This window comes from Azospirillum sp. UENF 111221, assembly GCF_058780625.1.
This window is the reverse complement of sequence record NZ_JBSNCH010000001.1, coordinates 895,134-912,711: the sequence shown is the minus strand read 5'-3', so window position 1 is coordinate 912,711 and position 17,578 is coordinate 895,134. Positions and strand designations below refer to the sequence as shown.

At 67.0% G+C, this 17,578-nt stretch carries 15 protein-coding genes; 8 read left to right on the top strand and 7 right to left on the bottom strand.

From position 1 onward, the window contains the following. Positions 1 to 32 precede the first annotated feature (32 nt). Positions 33 to 1,787, bottom strand: a complete 1,755-nt coding sequence (locus ACWPN3_RS04065) for an AMP-binding protein (protein ID WP_109452842.1) — start codon at positions 1,785 to 1,787, stop codon at positions 33 to 35. A gap of 200 nt (positions 1,788 to 1,987) precedes the next feature. On the opposite strand from ACWPN3_RS04065, the gene ACWPN3_RS04060 reads away from it, so the two are divergent. The 7 genes from ACWPN3_RS04060 (at position 1,988) to ACWPN3_RS04030 (ending at position 10,527) form a co-directional block, all read left to right on the top strand. Then, complete coding sequence (locus tag ACWPN3_RS04060; protein ID WP_423315604.1) at positions 1,988 to 2,881, top strand: ABC transporter ATP-binding protein; 894 nt, start codon at positions 1,988 to 1,990, stop codon at positions 2,879 to 2,881. Next, entirely contained in the window at positions 2,881 to 4,824 is a 1,944-nt protein-coding gene (locus ACWPN3_RS04055; protein ID WP_492242463.1) for a long-chain fatty acid--CoA ligase, read from the top strand. Before ACWPN3_RS04060 ends, ACWPN3_RS04055 begins: the two co-directional genes overlap by 1 nt. Before the next feature lie 154 nt (positions 4,825 to 4,978). Further along, positions 4,979 to 5,866, top strand: coding sequence for a branched-chain amino acid ABC transporter permease (locus ACWPN3_RS04050; protein WP_109447552.1), 888 nt, complete (start codon positions 4,979 to 4,981; stop codon positions 5,864 to 5,866). Positions 5,867 to 5,873: 7 nt separating this feature from the next. Continuing rightward, positions 5,874 to 6,947 (top strand): branched-chain amino acid ABC transporter permease, encoded by a 1,074-nt coding sequence (locus ACWPN3_RS04045; RefSeq protein WP_109447554.1) that lies wholly within the window; start codon positions 5,874 to 5,876, stop codon positions 6,945 to 6,947. Between the two features lie 54 nt (positions 6,948 to 7,001). Beyond that, positions 7,002 to 8,282: an ABC transporter substrate-binding protein gene (locus ACWPN3_RS04040; RefSeq protein ID WP_109447556.1), complete on the top strand. Its 1,281-nt coding sequence runs from the start codon at positions 7,002 to 7,004 to the stop codon at positions 8,280 to 8,282. A gap of 147 nt (positions 8,283 to 8,429) precedes the next feature. Then, positions 8,430 to 9,212, top strand: a complete 783-nt coding sequence (locus ACWPN3_RS04035) for an ABC transporter ATP-binding protein (protein WP_109157684.1) — start codon at positions 8,430 to 8,432, stop codon at positions 9,210 to 9,212. An 85-nt stretch (positions 9,213 to 9,297) separates the two neighbouring features. Continuing rightward, on the top strand, positions 9,298 to 10,527 hold the full coding sequence (locus ACWPN3_RS04030) for a phenylacetate--CoA ligase family protein (RefSeq protein WP_492242464.1): 1,230 nt from the start codon (positions 9,298 to 9,300) through the stop codon (positions 10,525 to 10,527). A 42-nt stretch (positions 10,528 to 10,569) separates the two neighbouring features. Here the strand turns inward: ACWPN3_RS04030 and ACWPN3_RS04025 are convergent, their stop codons facing one another. After that, on the bottom strand, positions 10,570 to 11,193 hold the full coding sequence (locus ACWPN3_RS04025) for a glutathione S-transferase family protein (protein WP_109447560.1): 624 nt from the start codon (positions 11,191 to 11,193) through the stop codon (positions 10,570 to 10,572). 104 nt (positions 11,194 to 11,297) lie between these two features. Beyond that, a complete protein-coding gene (locus ACWPN3_RS04020) occupies positions 11,298 to 11,534 on the bottom strand; it encodes a hypothetical protein (RefSeq protein WP_109447562.1) in 237 nt (78 codons plus the stop codon). Positions 11,535 to 11,717: 183 nt separating this feature from the next. On the opposite strand from ACWPN3_RS04020, the gene bla reads away from it, so the two are divergent. Continuing rightward, positions 11,718 to 12,623: a class A beta-lactamase gene (gene bla, locus ACWPN3_RS04015; RefSeq protein WP_492242465.1), complete on the top strand. Its 906-nt coding sequence runs from the start codon at positions 11,718 to 11,720 to the stop codon at positions 12,621 to 12,623. Positions 12,624 to 12,643: 20 nt separating this feature from the next. Here the strand turns inward: bla and ACWPN3_RS04010 are convergent, their stop codons facing one another. From ACWPN3_RS04010 to ACWPN3_RS03995, 4 genes are all read right to left on the bottom strand, one after another. Then, positions 12,644 to 12,838: a hypothetical protein gene (locus tag ACWPN3_RS04010; RefSeq protein WP_244592498.1), complete on the bottom strand. Its 195-nt coding sequence runs from the start codon at positions 12,836 to 12,838 to the stop codon at positions 12,644 to 12,646. 92 nt (positions 12,839 to 12,930) lie between these two features. Then, the gene (locus ACWPN3_RS04005) at positions 12,931 to 13,422 is read right to left on the bottom strand and encodes a hypothetical protein (protein ID WP_109447566.1); all 492 of its coding nucleotides are present in this window, start codon (positions 13,420 to 13,422) and stop codon (positions 12,931 to 12,933) included. Between the two features lie 37 nt (positions 13,423 to 13,459). After that, positions 13,460 to 15,505 carry a protein kinase family protein gene (locus ACWPN3_RS04000; protein WP_247873050.1) on the bottom strand — a complete coding sequence of 682 codons (2,046 nt, stop codon included), beginning with the start codon at positions 15,503 to 15,505 and terminating at the stop codon, positions 13,460 to 13,462. 181 nt (positions 15,506 to 15,686) lie between these two features. Beyond that, complete coding sequence (locus ACWPN3_RS03995; protein WP_492242467.1) at positions 15,687 to 17,522, bottom strand: PHA/PHB synthase family protein; 1,836 nt, start codon at positions 17,520 to 17,522, stop codon at positions 15,687 to 15,689. Between the last annotated feature and the right edge of the window lie 56 nt (positions 17,523 to 17,578).

Genomic DNA, 17,578 nt, shown 5'->3' with positions numbered 1-17,578 from the left:
CGCGTTCTATACCCGAAAAGAGGGGGCCGTGACTATTCGCCCTGCTGCATCTGGATCGCGTCGGATGCCCGGCCGCGGTAATGGATGTTGCCGTCGCCGTCCAGGAAAGCCCGGTCGCCGGTCAGGTAGTAGCGTCGGCCGTGGCGGAAGCGTTGGGCGGTGCGGTCCGGGTTGTTGGCGTAGGATTCGAACCAGAACAGCGGCGAGTGGTCGACGTCGATCGCGATCTCGCCGGCACCACCCACCGGCGCCTCCCGCCCGTCTGGGTCGAGGATGACGACGCGGAAGCCCGGCATCGGCCGGCCGAGCGAGCCGCTTGCCGGCTGGACCGCATCCGCACCGTCCGGTCCTTCGGACTCGTGGCGGCCGATGCCGTCGGGATCGTAGCGGTTCACGATGAAGATGCCGGTCTCGCGCTGACCATACTGGTCGAGCAGGGGAACCTTCACCGTCCGGTTGGCCCAGGCGATCAGGTCGGGCGGCAGCGGCTCGCCCACCACCGACAGGATGCGCAGCGCGGTCTGATGCGACACGCCGGGGTCGGCGCCGTGCCAGGCGCGGATCTGCGACGGGGCGGCGGTCAGGTTGGTGACGCCGAACTTGGTCAGCATGCGGTAGCCCTGCCGCACATCGTACGGCCCGTCGCAGAAGATCGTCGTCCGTCCGAGCAGCAGCGGCCCGACCAGCCCGTAATAGGCGCCATAGGCCCAGCCGGGATCGGCCATGTTCCAGTAGATGTCGTCGTCGCGCAGGTCGAGGCCGATGCGCATGTACTGTTCGATCCCCGACAGCGCCTTGACCGGCAGCGAGACGCCGAGCGGCGTCGGCTCGGATTCCGAGGTGTAGATCAGGGCGAAGGCGTCGCCTTCGCGGTAACGCGCCACCTCGGCCAGCGGCGCGGCCTCGTGCAGCGACGACCAGAAGGGCACGGCGTCGGGGCCGAAGGCCTCGTCGCCCTCCACCGTCACCACCGGGCGGGTGTTGTCGCGCGGCACCTTGCGGCGCAGGAAGCCGTTGGTGACGATGGCCCGCGCGTCGCTGTCGGCCAGCCGGTAGGCGACGGCCGAGGCGGTGTAGGTGGTGAACAGCGGCATGTAGACACCGCCCAGCCGCCAGATCGCCAGCGCGGTGATCAGCAGTTCCGGCCCCTTCGGCAGCAGGACCGCCACCCGGTCGCCCGGTCCCACCCCCATGCCGGCCAGCACGGTGGCGAAGCGCGCCGAATCCCGGGCCAGCCGGGCGAAACTCAGCTCCGTCGTCTGTCCGGCGACGCTTTCATGCAGCAGCGCCGCCCGCGCGCCGTCGGCGGCACGGACATGGCGGTCGCACAGCAATGTCGCCAGCGCGATGGAGTCGCCGCGGTATTCCGGCCGCAGGAAGGCCGACGGCCTCACCATCAGCACGGGCGGTGAGGGCTGCACGGCCACCGGTGCCGCGGTCTCCGGCGGCTGGGGCGGGGCAGGGGGAGGCGGCGGTGCCGGCGGACGGTGGCGCAGCGCCGCCAGATCGCCCAGCGCCATCAGGTCGGGACCCAGGTGATAGCGCTTGCTGCGACCATCCTGCTCGACCAGCCCGTCGCGCGCCAGCGCCATCAGCAGCCGGTGCGCGGTGGCCTTCGACAGCCCGACCCCCGTCATCAAATCGGCCAGCCGCGCCCCGTCGGTTTCGGCGTCGGCGACCGCGCGCAGCAGCGCGATGGCGCGCTCCAGGCTTTGGGTACCGCCCGCCGCGCCCGGAGTGGAGGGGGGAGTGGCTGGAGCGGGGACGATGTCGGCGTGACTGCTCATGAGGTCCATCATATGGACCGTAAGGCCGCTTGCCGCAACAAAAAACATGCAGTGGCGGAATGTCAGTGTTGAAAACAGACCGCACCCCGGTATATAGTGAGGAAGTTGCTCATGAAACGGTCCACAATATGGACCCCGCCGGCCACCAAAGAGCCGGATCGTGACCCCGAGAAGCGGTACCAACAGCAACGGAGGAGGAAATGTCAGGCGCGCCCGTCGCACCACACCCCGGCCCTGGCCAGAATTCCCCTGGCCAAAAGTCGCCCACCACCCAGGCGGAGACCATCTTCGAGGCTCGGGGCGTCAATCTGCGCTTCGGGGGCGTCCATGCGCTGACCGACGTCAGTTTCGGCATCCGTAAGGGCGAGTTGTTCTCGATCATCGGTCCCAACGGGGCCGGCAAGACCTCGATGGTCAACTGCATCTCCGGCCGCTACCGGCCGACCGACGGCAAGGTCTATTTCAAGGGCCGCGACGTGACGGGGATGACCCCGAACCACCGCGCCGCCCTCGGCATCGGCCGCACCTTCCAGAATCTGGCGCTGTTCGGGCACATGACCGTGCTCGACAACATCATGGTCGGCCGCCACCATCTGCTGAAGAACAACTTCCTGACCGGGTCGCTCTACTGGCTGACCGGCGCCAGGAAAGAGGAGCTGTCCCACCGCCGCGAGGTGGAGGAGATCATCGACTTCCTCGAAATCCAGCATGTGCGCAAGGCGACCGCCGGCACGTTGTCCTACGGCCTGCGCAAGCGGGTGGAGCTGGCCCGTGCCATCGCGTTGAAGCCCGACCTGATCCTGCTGGACGAGCCGATGGCCGGCATGAACCTCGAAGAGAAGGAGGACATGGCCCGCTACATCGTCGACCTCAACGAGGAGTTCGGCATGACCGTGGTCATGATCGAACACGACATGGGCGTGGTCATGGACATCTCGCACCGGGTGATGGTGCTGGAATTCGGCAAGAAGATCGCCGAAGGCAAGCCGGAGGAGGTCCTGGCCGATCCCCGTGTCCGACGCGCCTATCTGGGCGAGGACGACGAGGAGGAGGCGCCGGCGACGGCGGTCCAGCCGCGCAAGGAGGTTGCGTGATGACGACCAACACGCTTCCCGATCTGGCCGTCAACGACACCCTGCCGAAGCTGCTGGCCCTGCATGCCCGTGAGCATGGCAACGACATCGCCATGCGCGAGAAGGATTTCGGCATCTGGCGCACCTTCACCTGGAGCCAGGTCCATGCCCGTGTCCGCGCCTTCGCGCTGGGCATGACCAAGCTCGGCGTCGTGCCGGGCGAGGTCGTCGGGCTTCTCGGCGACAACCGTCCCGACTGGGTGATGGGCGAGATCGCCACCCATGCGGTGCGCGGCTACAGCCTGGGCATCTACCGCGACGCGCTGGACGAGGAGGTCGCCTACCTCATCACCTATGCCGACGTGAAGGTGGTGTTCGCCGAGGACGAGGAGCAGGTCGACAAGCTGCTGAACCTCGCCGAGCGGCTGCCGACCCTGCAGCACATCATCTATTCCGACCCGCGCGGCATGCGCAAATACCATGATCCGCGCCTGATGCCGGTCACCGAACTGGTGGCGATGGGCGAGGCGCTGCATGCGCAGCAGCCGGACCTCTACGACCGCATGGTCGCGGCGACCAAGGGTGAGGAGGTCGCCATCCTCTGCACCACGTCCGGCACCACGTCGAACCCGAAGATGGCGATGCTGCCGGCCGGCCGGCTGATCCGCCATGTCGCCAGCTACCTGTCCGCCGATCCCAAGGGTCCGGAGGACGATTACGTCTCGGTCCTGCCGCTGTCCTGGATCATGGAACAGGTCTATGCGGTCGGTATGGGCATGGTGTCGCGGATGCGCGTGAACTTCGTCGAGGAAGCCGAGACGATGATGCACGACTTCCGTGAGATCGGGCCGAGCTTCGTGCTGTTCGCCCCGCGCCTGTGGGAGCAGATCGCCGCCGACGTGCGCGCCCGCATGATGGACGCCTCGCCCTTCAAGCAGAAGATGTTCGATCTCGGCATGAAGCTGGGGCTGGAGGCTCTGGCGAAGGGGCAGCGCTCGGCGATGGCCGACGCGATCCTGTTCAAGGCGCTGCGCGACCGGCTGGGCTTCACCAACCTGAAATCGGCGGCGACCGGCGGTGCCGCGCTCGGCCCCGACACCTTCAAGTTCTTCCAGGCGCTCGGCGTCCCGCTTCGCCAGATCTACGGCCAGACCGAGACGATGGGCGCCTACACCGTCCATCGCGGCACCGACGTCGATTTCGACACGGTCGGCGTGCCGTTCGACAGCGGCATCGAGGTCAAGGTGATCGAGCCCGACCACAACGGCGTCGGCGAGATCGTCACCCGCCACCCCAACATGTTCGCCGGCTATTACCGGAACGAGAAGGCGACCGTCGCCGACATGCGCGACGGCTGGATGCACACGGGTGACGCCGGTTTCTTCGACAAGAAGGGCCATCTGGTCATCATCGACCGCATCAAGGACATCGCCACCACCGCCCAGGGCGACCGCTTCAGTCCGCAATACATCGAGAACAAGCTGAAATTCTCGCCGTATGTCGCCGAGGCGGTGATCCTGGGTGACAAGCGCGACTATCTGTCGGCGATCATCTGCATCCGCTTCCCCATCGTGTCGAAGTGGGCGGAGAAGAACCGCATCGCGTTTACGACCTACTCCGACCTGTCCTCGAAGCAGGAGGTCTACGACCTGCTGCGGGCGGAGGTGGAGCGGGTGAACCAGACGCTGCCCGAGTACCAGCGCATCTCCAAGTTCCTGCTGCTCTACAAGGAGCTGGACGCCGACGACGGCGAGCTGACCCGCACCCGCAAGGTGCGCCGCGGCGTCATCGCCGAGAAGTACGGCACCATCATCGACAGCATCTATACCGGCCAGCCGAAGATCGACGTGGACACCACGATTGCCTTCCAGGACGGCACCAAGCAGCGGATCCGCACCACCCTGACCGTCATCGACTTGGCCCCGGCCGCCGCCAAGGCGCCGCGGCAACCGGTTGCGGCGTAACGCCTATGCAAACAGGAAAAGCCCCTCTCCCCCCGGGGAGAGGATGGGTGAGGGGGATCCGTCTGCCGGACGCTCCTCGCCAAGCAACCCCCTCACCCCGACCCTCTCCCCGGGGGGGAGGGGGATTTGGATCCCACATCGGCGAGGCCACGCCATGACCCTTCTGTTTCAGCTTCTCGTCAACGGCCTGATCGTCGGCGCGCTGTATGGCGTGGTCGCCATGTCCTTCGTGCTGATCTACAAGGCCAGCCGCATCGTCAACTTCGCGCAGGGCGAATTCCTGCTGATCGGCGCCTGGACCTGCTGGTGGCTGCTGACCCACTGGCAGCTGCCCTTCTGGATCGGCTTCCCGATCACCCTGGCCTTCATGCTGGCCTTTGGCGTCATCCTGCAGATCGTCGTGCTGCGGCCGATGATCGGCGAGCCGATCATCTCCGTCATCATGGTGACGATCGGCCTGTCCATCGTCTTCCAGGCGGCGATGAAGTGGATGTTCGGCGTCTTCGCCAAGCCCTTCCCGCCGATCTTCGCCAGCCCCACCGTCAACCTGTTCGGGCTGGAGGTGCAGACCGTCTACGTCATGTCGCTGCTGATCTCGATCCTGATCATGGCGGGCTTCGGCTGGTTCTTCAAATACTCGCGGACCGGTCTCGCCATGCGGGCCACCGCCTTCGACCAGCAGGTGGCGCAGTCGCTGGGCATCTCGGTCCGCCACATGTTCGCGATGAGCTGGGCGATCTCCGCCATGGTGTCGGCGGTGGCCGGCGTCACGGTGGGCGTGGTCAACGGCGTGTCGTCGGCTCTGTCCTTCTTCGGCATCAAGGTGTTCCCGGCGGTGATCCTCGGCGGGCTGGACAGCGTCATCGGCGCCGTGGTCGGCGGGCTGATCGTCGGCGTGCTGGAGAACATGGCGCACTACCTGGACAGCCAGTGGCTGAACTGGGGCAACATGTACGAGATCGCACCCTTCTACGTCCTGATCGCCATCCTGATGATCAAGCCCTACGGCCTGTTCGGCACCAAAGACATCGAGCGCGTGTGAGGCCCCCATGGCATCCGTCAGCATCATCCCGAGCGGCGATTACAAGACGTCCTACGGGTCCGACACCACCATCTTCCCGACCAGGACCAGCCGCAACTTTGCGATCCTGGGCGTGGTCCTCCTGCTGGCCTGCCCGGCCTTCATGGACCGCTACTGGCTCAGCCTGCTGATCCAGATCAGCTATCTCGGCATCGCGGCACTCGGCCTGAACATCCTGGTCGGCTTCACCGGCCAGATCTCCATCGGCCATTCCGCCTTCTTCGGCTTCGGCGCCTTCGCCTCGGCCTGGCTCAGCAACAGTGTCGGCGTCCCGGTGGCGCTGGCCATTCCGCTGGCGGGCGTGATCACCACGCTGGTCGGCCTCTTGTTCGGCATGCCGGCGGCGCGGCTGAAGGGCCTGTACCTCGCCATCGCGACGCTGGCGGCGCAGTACATCCTTCAGGACTTCTTCGCCCGTGCCGACTGGTTCACCGGCGGCACCGCCGGCACCATCGCCGAGCCGCTGACCATCTTCGGCTTCGCCTTCGATACCGACGAGCGCTTCTTCTACGTGGCGCTGGTGGCGCTGGTGGTGATGTACATCCTCGCCACCAACCTGATGCGGACCCGCGACGGCCGTGCTTTGGTGGCGGTGCGCGACCATTATCTCTCCGCCGAGATCATGGGCATCAACCTGACGAAGTACCGGACGATGTCCTTCGGCATCTCCGCCTTCTACGCCGGCATCGGCGGCGCCCTCTATGCCCATTACCTCCAGTTCGTGTCGGTCGAGGGCTTCACCATCCTCTTCTCGATCCAGTTCCTGGGCATGATCATCATCGGCGGGCTGGGCTCAATCATGGGCACGCTGATGGGCACCGCCTTCATGGTCTTCCTGCCCGAGGCGATGCAGGCGCTGACCAAGCTGGTGAGCGGCACCGCCCTCGATACCGCGCTGAATTTGAAGGACAACATCGCCTTCCTGCGCGAGATGTCGATCGGCCTCGTCATCATCCTGTTCCTGGTGTTCGAGCCCGACGGGCTGGCCCACCGCTGGAAGCAGATCAAGGCCTACTGGAAGCTCTATCCCTTCTCGCACTGAGTGCCGACGCTTTTGCCGATCAACAAACAGAACAGACTGGGGAGTCAACGCACCATGTCGATCAAGACCGCGCTCTTCGCAACCTCCGCCTTCCTGCTGGCGACCTCCGCCACTGCTTATGCCGACATCCCGGTCGGCCATCTGGCGGACCAGTCCGGCGCCACCTCGGACGTCGGCGTGCCCTATGCGCAGGGCGTCGCGGACGCGCTGGCCTACATCAATTCCAAGGGCGGCATCAACGGCACCAAGCTGGCGGTCGACAGCGTCGATTACGGCTATCAGGCGCCGCGCGCCATCAGCCAGTACAAGAAGTGGTCGTCGGGCAGCGACAAGATCGCGGCGCTCCAGGGCTGGGGCACCGCCGACACCGAGGCGCTGACCGGCTTCGTCGGCAAGGACGAGATCCCGGCCTATTCCGGCTCCTACTCCGGCCACCTGACCGACCCGACCGGCAAGGGTCCGCACGGCTCCAAGCCGGCGCCCTACAACTTCTTCTACGGTCCCTCCTATTCCGACGCGCTGCGCGGCATGCTGACCTGGGCGGCGGAGGACTGGAAGAAGCAGGGCGGCCAGGGCAAGCCGAAATACGTCCACATGGGCGCCAACCACCCCTATCCCAACGCGCCCAAGGATGCCGGCGAGCAACTGGCCAAGGAGCTGGGCTTCGAGGTGCTGCCGGCCGTGCAGTTCGCCCTGACCCCCGGCGACTACACCGCCCAGTGCCTGACGCTGAAGCAGTCCGGCGTCAACTACGCCTATCTCGGCAACACCGCCGGCTCCAACATCTCTGTGCTGAAGGCCTGCCAGACGGTCGGCGCCAAAGTGCAGTTCATGGGCAACGTCTGGGGCATGGACGAGAATGCCGCCAAGGCCGCCGGCTCGGCCGCCGACGGTGTGGTGTTCCCGATGCGCACCGCCGTCACCTGGAACGGCGACGCGCCCGGCATGAAGACGCTGAAGGACATCTCCAAGATCTCCGACGCCTCGGGCAACGCCTACCGCCCGGTGCACTATATGGCCGGCGTCTGCACCGCCTTCTACATGAAGGAGGCGATGGACTGGGCCTCGGCCAACGGCGGCGTCACCGGCCCGAACATCCGCAAGGCGATGTACCAGAAGAAGGACTGGGTGCCCGCCGGGCTGGAGGGCGTCTGCGTTCCCTCGACTTGGACCGATACCGACCACCGCGGCATGACGGCGGTCAACATCTACCGTGCCAAGGTGTCGGGCGAGACCGGCGCCGGGGTGGACGAGCTGGTCAAGGCCGGCACCATCAAGCTGGAGAAGCTGACCACCGTCGACGTCCCGCGCAAGCCGGAATGGCTGGGCTGGTAAGCCGCTGAGTACCCGGCGCCCCCGTACGTCATCGGCGGGGGCGCCCCCAATCTTTACGAACAGTTCAGGTGCCGCATGCTGAACACCGCCACGGCCGCTTCGACCAACGCTTCCGTCGCACCGCCGGTCACGGCCGCGAAAAAGCTGATGCTGTCCGTCAACAACATCGAGGTCGTCTACAACGACGTGATCCTCGTGCTCCGCGGCCTCAGCCTGGAGGTGCCGGAGGGCGAGATCGTGGCCCTGCTCGGCGCCAACGGCGCCGGCAAATCGACGACGCTGAAGGCGATCTCCGGCCTTTTGAAGACCGAGGACGGCGAAGTCACCCGCGGCGACATCACCTTCAATGGCGAGCGCATCAACGGCATCGATCCCGACCAGATCGTCCGCAAGGGCATCTTCCAGGTGATGGAGGGCCGGCGCATCATCGCCGACATGACCTGCCTGGAGAATCTGCGCCTGGGCGCCTACACCCGCCGCGACAACGGGGTGAAGGACGATCTGGACATGGTCTTCAGCTATTTCCCCCGGCTGAAGGAGCGCACCGGCCTCGCCGGCTACCTGTCGGGCGGCGAGCAGCAGATGCTGGCCATCGGCCGTGCGATGATGGCCCGGCCGAAGCTGATCCTGATGGACGAGCCGAGCATGGGCCTGTCGCCGCTGATGGTGAAGGAGGTGTTCAGCATCGTCCAGCAGATCAACAAGGACCTTGGCGTCACCATCCTGCTGGTGGAGCAGAACGCCCGCATGGCGCTCCAGGCCGCGACCCGCGGCTACATCATGGAGAACGGCAAGGTCGTGCTGGACGGCACCGCCGAAGAGCTGCGCAACAACGAGGATGTGAAGGAATTCTACCTCGGCGGCGGCAATGAAGAGCGCAAGAGCTTCAAGAACCTGAAGAGCTTCAAGCGCCGCAAGCGCTGGATTTGAGGGGAGTGGCGGGGCGTCGCATCGCCGACCCTCCCGCCGCCGATGCCAAAACCTGATCGGCCGACCCCTGAACGGACGAACGACCATGACCGATTTCTACGACGACCTCGAAACCCGTTCCTCCGACCGGCGCGAGGCCGAGCAGTTCGCGGCATTGCCTGCCCATCTGCACCACGCCAAGGACGCGGCCCCCTATTTCCGCCGGCTGCTGGCCGACATCGACCCGGCGTCGATCCATGACCGCAACGCGCTGGCGACCCTGCCGGTGACGCGGAAATCCGACCTGATCGCGTTGCAGCAGGCCCACCCGCCCTTCGGCGGATTGGCCGCCATGGAGACCGGCCGGCTGGCCCGCGTCTTCGCCTCTCCCGGCCCGATCCACGATCCCGAACCGCATGGCGTCGACCCGTGGCGCAGCGCCCGCGCGCTGTTCGCCGCCGGCTTCCGCGCCGGCGACCTCGCCCACAACTGCTTCGCCTACCACCTGACCCCCGCCGGCTCGATGTTCGAGACGGGGGCGCACGCCCTCGAATGCGCCGTCATCCCCGCCGGCACCGGCAACACCGAGATGCAGGCCCAGGTCGTCGCCAGCCTGAAGCCGCGCGGCTATATCGGCACGCCCGACTTCCTGAAGATCATCCTGGAGAAGGGCGACGCGCTGGGGCTGGACGTCTCCTCCATCCGCATCGCCGCCGTGTCGGGCGGCCCCTATCTGCCCGACGCCCGTGCCTTCTACGAGGCGCGCGGGCTGGACGTCACCCAGAGCTACGGCACCGCCGATCTCGGCATCGTCGCCTACGAGACCCCGGCGCGCTCCGGTCTGGTGGTGAACGAGGGCTGCATCGTCGAGATCGTCCGTCCCGGCACCGGCGACCCGGTTCCCGACGGCGAGGTCGGCGAGGTGGTGGTGACCATCTTCAACCCGGCCTATCCGCTGATCCGCTTCGCCACCGGCGACCTGTCGGCGGTGCTGCCGGGCACCAGCCCCTGCGGCCGGACCAACATGCGGCTGAAGGGCTGGATGGGCCGCGCCGACCAGACCACCAAGGTCAAGGGCATGTTCGTGCACCCGAGCCAGGTCGCCGAGGTGCTGCGCCGCCATCCCCAGATCGCCCGCGCCCGTCTGGTCGTCGGCCGCCAGGATGCCAGCGACACCATGACGCTCCGCTGCGAGGCGGAGGAGAGCGGCGAGGGTCTCGCCGCCGCCATCCGCGAGACTTTGGCGTCGGTGACGAAGCTGAAGGGCGCGGTGGAGTTCGTGGCGCCGGCAAGCCTGCCCAACGACGGCAAGGTGATCGACGACACGCGGGGCTGAACGGTCGCGGCGGCCAACCCGCCGCGACCCCCTTATCTTATTTCAGCACTCGGCGTCGGCCTGCGGCATCAGCTCATACTGCGGCTTGTAGCCCGGCTGCGCGCGGACGCGGTCGGCCCAGGCCTTGACGTTCGGATAGTCCTTCTCATCGATCCCGGATTCGCTCAGCAGGTCGATCCAGGGGAAGGCGAAGATGTCGGCGATGGTCAGGCGTTCGCTCTGGATGTAGCTGTGGCCGGACAGATGCTGGTCGAACAGCTTCAACCCGCTGGCTGCCGAGCCGTCGAGCCAGGGCAGGGCGTTGGCATCGCCGTTGAACTTGCGCACGGCGCGGGCGCGCTGGACCGGCAGCAGCACGTCGGCCAGCCAGCTCAGCCATTCGGCGAGGCGCAGCTTCTCGGCCTCGTCGCGGCCGCCGAACTGGCCGGTCTGTTCGGCCAGATAGGTCAGGATCACGCTGGATTCGGAGATCGAATGGTCGCCATGGACCAGCGTCGGCACCCGGCCGAAGCGGTTGATCGCCTGATACTCCGGCGACTTCTGCTGACCGGCGCGCAGATCGAGGTGACGGTACTGGAACGGGATGCCGGCCAGCCGGAAGAACAGCGCGATGCGGGTCGCGGGCTGGGAATTCACGTTGCCGTAGAGGATGAAGGGCGCGGTCACGATCTCTGTCTCCCTGATTTGTGGGCCCGAACGGGTCGGGTCCGGCGTTGCCGGGAGGATGGCCTCAACCGCCCCGGCCGCGCCAGCGGAAAGCGCTGATGCGCTCAGCCGATCCGCCTGATCGCCAGTCCCGACGCGGCGATGCGGAACCCGCCGTCCGCCGTCTGCTCCACCGCGTCGCCGCCGTCCAGGCGATAGCTCTTGCCCTCCGGTACCCAGCCGGCGGGGCCGCGGAAGGTCACCATCTGGATATAGCTGGTCGTCTCGACCACCGCATGGACGCTGCCGTCCTCGGCCGTCGCCTCGAAGCGGTCCGTCTCCATCTCCTGACGCATCGGCATCGGCCGGTTTCCTCCCGCTGTCCACGCCCTGTCCGCCTCTTGCCGCGGCGCCCATAGCCTGCCATGGCGCCGCCCCGGCAAGGCATAAGTTTAATTTGGGTCTTCCGCGAGGAAAGCTCGTTTGCCGGCCTCCGCCGGGATTTCTATCGTCCTGCCATCGCAACGATGCAGAGGGAGGTCGGAATGATCGGAAGGCGGGGGTTCCTGGCGGCGACGGGCGGGGTTCTGCTGCTGTCGGCGGCCGGGGCGCGGGCGGCGGAAACCGGCAAGAACAAAGGCGGGAAAGCCGCGGGAAGCGATGCGTTCGCAGCGCGCATGAGCGAGCTGGAGGGACGCACCGGCGGCCGTCTTGGCGTCGCGGTGCTCGACAGCGCGAACGGCCGGCTGCAGGACTGGCGCGGTGACGAGCGGTTCCCGATGTGCAGCACCTTCAAATTTCTTTTGGCCGCCGCCGTCCTGAAGAGTGTGGACCAGGGCAAGGACCGGCTCGACCGGCGGATTGCGGTGACCAAGGCCGATCTGGTGCCCTACGCGCCCTTCTCGGAGACCCGGCTCAACGGCACGCCGCCGACATTGGCCGAACTGTGCGAGGCGGCGGTGACGCTCAGCGACAATGTCGCGGCGAACCTGCTGCTGCCGGGCGTCGGCAACCCGGCCGGCCTCACCGCCTTCCTGCGCGGCATCGGCGACAAGACCACGCGGCTGGACCGCAACGAGCCAAGTCTGAACACCGCCATCCCCGGCGACCCGCGCGACACCACCACCCCGGCCGCCATGGTGCGCAGCATGGAGCGGCTGCTGGTCGGCGACGTGCTGCGTCCGGACTCGCGCAAGCAGCTGACCGACTGGATGGTCGCCAACAAGACCGGCGACAAGCGTCTGCGCGCCGGGCTGCCGGCCGGCTGGCGGGTCGGCGACAAGACGGGGACCGGCACCAACGGCACCGCCAACGACATCGCCATCCTGTGGCCGGAGGGCCGCGCGCCGCTGCTGGTCGCCAGCTACCTGACCCACACCGCGAAGGACTTCAAGCAGCAGGACGCCATCCATGCCGATGTGGCACGGGCGGTGGCCGGCATGATCGGCTGAGGCTGGGTCGGGGGGCAGGTTCAGAGAGGGGAGGTGGGCTGCGGATGCGGCGGCACCGCCCCCGCCCATCTGACGATGGAGCGGACGGCGTTCAGGGCGTTCACATTGTCCTGAATGTGGAAATGCCGCCGCAGCTCGACGACGGCCGCCCATTCGCCGCTTTCGTGAAACGCCCTCTGGATCGCGGCGGCTTCAGTCTCGCTGACGCTGAACATTCCAACCTCATGGCCGACCCGGCGGCCCTCTGCATGGATCATGCCCTGACGGCGAGTCCGGTTGCAAGTCCGGCAGCGGGGCCGTCGCCCGATCAGGCGTTCGCCATTTCGGCATCCGGCTCCATGCCGCCGGACTCGTCGAAGTAATCGCCGGCCACGTCCGGTCCCCATTCCTGGACCAGCGCCACCTTCTTCTGCTTCAGCACCTCGACCCGCTTCTCGGCGCGGCTGACCTCCATGCCGGCGACCATCGGCGGAATGCCGTAATAGATGCCCCAGCCGACGGCGGCGGCGCTGTACATCACCAGCCAGGCCAGCGGGTCGGCGAAAATCTTCGCGGCGGCGCCGATGGTGTGCTGGTGCTTCCACAAATCGATGGCGAAGGGCATGCAGCCGCAGAAATTCAGCCCGCCGACGGTGATCGGCGCCGATTTGTCGGGATCGCGGTCGACGACATAGGCGACGATGGTCGGGATCATGCCGATTCCGAACAGGATGGTCGTCGGCAGCACGATCAGCGCCGCCGGCACGATCAGCAGGATCAGCGTGAGGGCGCCACCCTTTTTCTTCTTCTTGCGCGCCATGGCGATCCCCCCTCGATTCAGACTTTACGCGTTCCGGTCAGAAGGCGAAGAACAGGATGATGCCGGCAACCAGCAGGGTCGACAGCAGGCTGGACACGATGGCGGCGACCTGCCGGCCCGACGTCTCGATGATGGAATTGCGGTCGGCGATGGTGTGGCGGATCTTGTCCATCTCCGCATCGGCCTCGCGGTAGGCGATCTGCGCCGCTTCGAATTCCAGCCGGTCGCGGCGAAGCGCATCGGGATCGTCGACCACCTTCAGCAGTTCGGTCAGCCGGCCGTTGTGCGCGGCGGCGTCCGCCATCTTGCGCACCTCCTGCTGCTGCGGCCGGTTGTGGAAGCGGCGGAAGGCGGGGTCGAGCATCGCCACCACCCAGCTGGCCAGATGGGTCAGCCCATCGACGCCGGTGCGGGCCTGGATGTCCGACAGGATGGTCAGCATGGCGATGATGCGCCGCATCGGCTCCACCCCGCTGCCGAGCTGGGTGAACAGCAGCTCGTCCCCGCGCTTGTGACGGGCGCCGAGGAAGGCGGCGATCTGCCGGTCGATGGGGTCCTTGTGCCGTTCGCCCCCGGCGGCGATCCAGTCGAGCGCCCGCAGCAGCTCGGCCGGGGTGGTCGGCAGCTGCTTGACCACCAGAGCGCTCATGCAGGGCATGGTCGGGTTCATCTCGTACAGCACGCGCTCCACCCCCAACCCGTGGCTGGAGCGGTCGAGGAAGCCGCGCAGCTGGTCGAAACTCTGCACCAGCGGCACGAATTCCGGCTTGAAGTCGGCCTGGACGTTGACCCAGAACATCGGCAGCTGGTTGGCGAGCACCTCGGCCACCGCCTGGGGGGATTCGCCGCGCATGAAGGCGTCGGCCAGCATGGTGGCGATGCCGTCCGGCATCATCGCCCGGCCGCGGTAGCGGATGGGGGCGGCAGGGTCGAGCGCGATGCAGACGCGGGCCACCAGCCGGTCGCCCTGGGTGCCGCCCTTGCCGCTGGAGGCGGTCTGGATGGCGTGGCTCACCGCCTCCGCCCGCACATCGTCGCCCATCGACCGGCGCAGCCACTTGTCCAGCTCCCCGCTTTCTATCACGGAGGCGGCGGCGGGGGCATGGCGGGCGAAGGCGCGGGCCAGCGTGCGGCAATGCCAGTATTCCGACCCCTGGAATTCCAGCGGCCGGGCGGCACGGCGGGAAATCTGCGGCTGCTTCGGGCTGAGCCGGCGGCCGGCCACCCACAGATCGAGGTCGTTCAGGGTCCAGCGCTGCTTGGGGTCGTCGACCAGCAGGCCGCGCACCACCTCGTTGATCGCCAGCGGCAGCCGGTGCTGCTGGACCAGCGCCGGGTATGAGCCGCGCTCCATCTTCGCCTGCAGCACCGCCTCGTCGTCCAGGCCGGACAGCGGGTTGCGGCCGAGCGCCAGGATCAGCAGGGTGACGCCCAGCGAATAGAGGTCGTCGGCCATGGTGCCGGTGCCGCGCCCGGCCGGGTTGGCCATGCCGCGCTCGATCGTCTCAAGCAGCACCGGCTGGCCATAGCCGGGCTGGGTCGACACGCAGTCGCCCAGCATCAGCGCGCCGGACGCGAGATCGCGGTAGAACAGATTGGTCGGGCGGATCGCGCCGTGGACGACGCCGCGGCTCGACAGCTCCTTCAGCGCCGACACCAGCGGGTGGACGATCTGCCGGGTCAGCTGGTCTTCCGGCATCGGATCCAGCGTGTCGGTCAGCGACCCCATCAGCCGCTTGCCGCCCGGCCGCTCGAACACCAGGCAGAAGCGCCGCCCGCGGTCCTGCGGCCAGTCCACCAGCCCCCAATCGAGCAGCCGCATGTGGGTGGCGTTGTCGAAGCTGCCGACGGTCGAGCAGATGTCCATCCGCGGCAGCACCGACGCATGGCAGATGATGGCGAAGGGCTCGATCCGCTTTTCACGCAGCGCCTTGGCGGTGAAGGCATTGCCGCCGACGGCGTTCAGCAGCGGGATCGGCGCGCCCGGCTGGATCTCGTAGCGCTCGGCGAGCTTGACCGGTTCGGCGTTCGCCATCGCTGCCGTGGCGGCTCCCATCATACCTGTCTGGGCGTCGGATGGCATGAACGGCGGATCCCCGGGGCGTGCGAATGTGCGCAGGCGTTAGGTGGCGTCAAAAGGGCAAACAAACCCTTAACATGCGCGTGCGTAACACTATCGGATTGGACGGAAAAGAAAAACCCCCGCCAAGTTGGGCGGGGGTTTTCCGTGCGGATAAGCGCGGGTGAAGCCTCTCGGCTCCGCCTTAGCCGTTCTTGACCGCGACGTAGGAGCCGGGTGCGTCTTCCAACGCGGGCAGGGCGCCGTCGCCGGGCTGGCGGGCGGGAACCTTGCCGTTGGCATACTGGCCGACCCACTTGTTCCATTCCGGCCACCAGGAACCGGCGGTCTGGGTCGCCTTCTCCAGCCACTCGTCGGAGGTCTTGGCCAGCTTGTCGCTGGTCCAGTAGCAGTATTTGTTGGCCGCCGGCGGGTTGACGACACCGGCGATGTGGCCGGACGCACCCAGCACGAACTTGACCGGGCCGCTGAACAGCTGGGCGCCGCTGTAGGTGCTCTTCCACGGCGCGATGTGGTCCTCGCGGGCCGACAGGAACAGCGCCGGCACCTTGACCTTGCCGAGGTCGACCGGAACACCCTTCAGCGTCACGGCCCCCGGCTGCGCCAGCATGTTCTTCTGGTACATGTTGCGCAGGTAGAAGCTGTGCATCGCCGCCGGCATGCGGGTGCTGTCGCTGTTCCAGTACAGCAGGTCGAAGGGGAAGGGATCCTTGCCCAGCAGGTAGTTGTTGACGACGAACGACCAGATCAGGTCGTTGGCGCGCAGCATGTTGAAGGTGGTCGCCATCTTGGCGCCGTCGAGATAGCCCTGCTCGGCCATCTGCCCTTCGATGAAGGTCAGCTGCTCCTCGTCGATGAAGATCGACAGCTCGCCGGCCTCGGCGAAGTCCAGCATCGTGGTGAAGAAGGTCGCCGACTTGATGCGGTCGTCCTTCTTGACCGCCATATAGGCGAGCGTGGAAGCCAGAAGCGTGCCGCCCAGGCAATAGCCGATGGCGTTCACGTCCTTCTCGCCGGTCGCCTTCTCGATGGCGTCGAGCGCCGCCAGCGGGCCTTCGACCATGTAGTCCTCGAAGCCCTTGGCCGCCAGCGTCTCGTCCGGGTTGACCCAGGACAGGACGAAGACGGTGTGGCCCTGGTCGACCGCCCACTTGATGAAGCTGTTCTTCTCGCGCAGGTCGAGGATATAGAATTTGTTGATCCAGGGCGGCACGATCATCAGCGGACGCTTGTTCACGTCCGGCGTGGTCGGGGTGTACTGGATCAGCTGCATCAGGCTGGTCTGGTAGACGACCTTGCCCGGCGTGACCGCGATGTTCTTGCCCAGCTGGAAGGCATCGTAGTCGGTCATGGAGATGCGCAGCTCGCCCTTGCCGCGCTCCAGATCCTTCAGCAGATGCTCCAGCCCCTTGACCAGATTCTCGCCGCCGCTCTCGATGGTCGCGCGCAGCACCTCCGGGTTCGTCATGACGAAGTTGGAGGGCGCCATCGCGTCGACGAACTGGCGGGTGTAGAAATCGACCTTCTTGGCGGTGTGGTCGTCCAGCCCCTCGACCTGATTGACGGTCGACTGCATCCACCGGGCGCTCAGCAGATAGGACTGCTTGATGAAGTCGAACAGCGTGTTCTCGTCCCAGGCGGCGTCCTTGAAGCGGCGGTCGTCCTTGGCGGGCGCGATGACCGGCTGGGTTTCCTGCCCGAAGAAGCGCTGGGTGGTGCGCTGCCACAGGGTCAGGTAGTCCTGCCACAGCGACATCTGCGCCTGCATCAGCTTGGCCGGGTCGGCCATCATGCGGGTGGTCATCTCAAGGAAGGCATGGCCGACGCCCATCGGATCCGGGCTCTTCGGGCCGGCGCCGTCGGCGGCCTGACGGGCGAGGAACTCGGAGACCAGCCGCTGGCTCTGCTCGGCGATGCGGGTCATCGCCCGCGACATCTCGACCGGATCGGGCAGCTTGACGTCGGGCACCTGGGGGGAAGCCGGGTTGGAAGCCTGAGGGGGGGCCTTGGTCTCGGCCATGAGCACGGTCCTTCTTCTTCTGTGCGGGTGTCGCGTCGTCTCGGTCACGTCGCCTG

Bases quoted from the DNA above. Each gene is read 5' to 3' on its own strand.
- ACWPN3_RS04065 (WP_109452842.1), bottom strand. From the start codon at position 1,787: ATGAGCAGTCACGCCGACATCGTCCCCGCTCCAGCCACTCCCCCCTCC.
- ACWPN3_RS04060 (WP_423315604.1), top strand. From the start codon at position 1,988: ATGTCAGGCGCGCCCGTCGCACCACACCCCGGCCCTGGCCAGAATTCC.
- ACWPN3_RS04055 (WP_492242463.1), top strand. From the start codon at position 2,881: ATGACGACCAACACGCTTCCCGATCTGGCCGTCAACGACACCCTGCCG.
- ACWPN3_RS04050 (WP_109447552.1), top strand. From the start codon at position 4,979: ATGACCCTTCTGTTTCAGCTTCTCGTCAACGGCCTGATCGTCGGCGCG.
- ACWPN3_RS04045 (WP_109447554.1), top strand. From the start codon at position 5,874: ATGGCATCCGTCAGCATCATCCCGAGCGGCGATTACAAGACGTCCTAC.
- ACWPN3_RS04040 (WP_109447556.1), top strand. From the start codon at position 7,002: ATGTCGATCAAGACCGCGCTCTTCGCAACCTCCGCCTTCCTGCTGGCG.
- ACWPN3_RS04035 (WP_109157684.1), top strand. From the start codon at position 8,430: ATGCTGTCCGTCAACAACATCGAGGTCGTCTACAACGACGTGATCCTC.
- ACWPN3_RS04030 (WP_492242464.1), top strand. From the start codon at position 9,298: ATGACCGATTTCTACGACGACCTCGAAACCCGTTCCTCCGACCGGCGC.
- ACWPN3_RS04020 (WP_109447562.1), bottom strand. From the start codon at position 11,534: ATGCCGATGCGTCAGGAGATGGAGACGGACCGCTTCGAGGCGACGGCC.
- bla (WP_492242465.1), top strand. From the start codon at position 11,718: ATGATCGGAAGGCGGGGGTTCCTGGCGGCGACGGGCGGGGTTCTGCTG.
- ACWPN3_RS04010 (WP_244592498.1), bottom strand. From the start codon at position 12,838: ATGTTCAGCGTCAGCGAGACTGAAGCCGCCGCGATCCAGAGGGCGTTT.
- ACWPN3_RS04005 (WP_109447566.1), bottom strand. From the start codon at position 13,422: ATGGCGCGCAAGAAGAAGAAAAAGGGTGGCGCCCTCACGCTGATCCTG.
- ACWPN3_RS04000 (WP_247873050.1), bottom strand. From the start codon at position 15,505: ATGCCATCCGACGCCCAGACAGGTATGATGGGAGCCGCCACGGCAGCG.
- ACWPN3_RS03995 (WP_492242467.1), bottom strand. From the start codon at position 17,522: ATGGCCGAGACCAAGGCCCCCCCTCAGGCTTCCAACCCGGCTTCCCCC.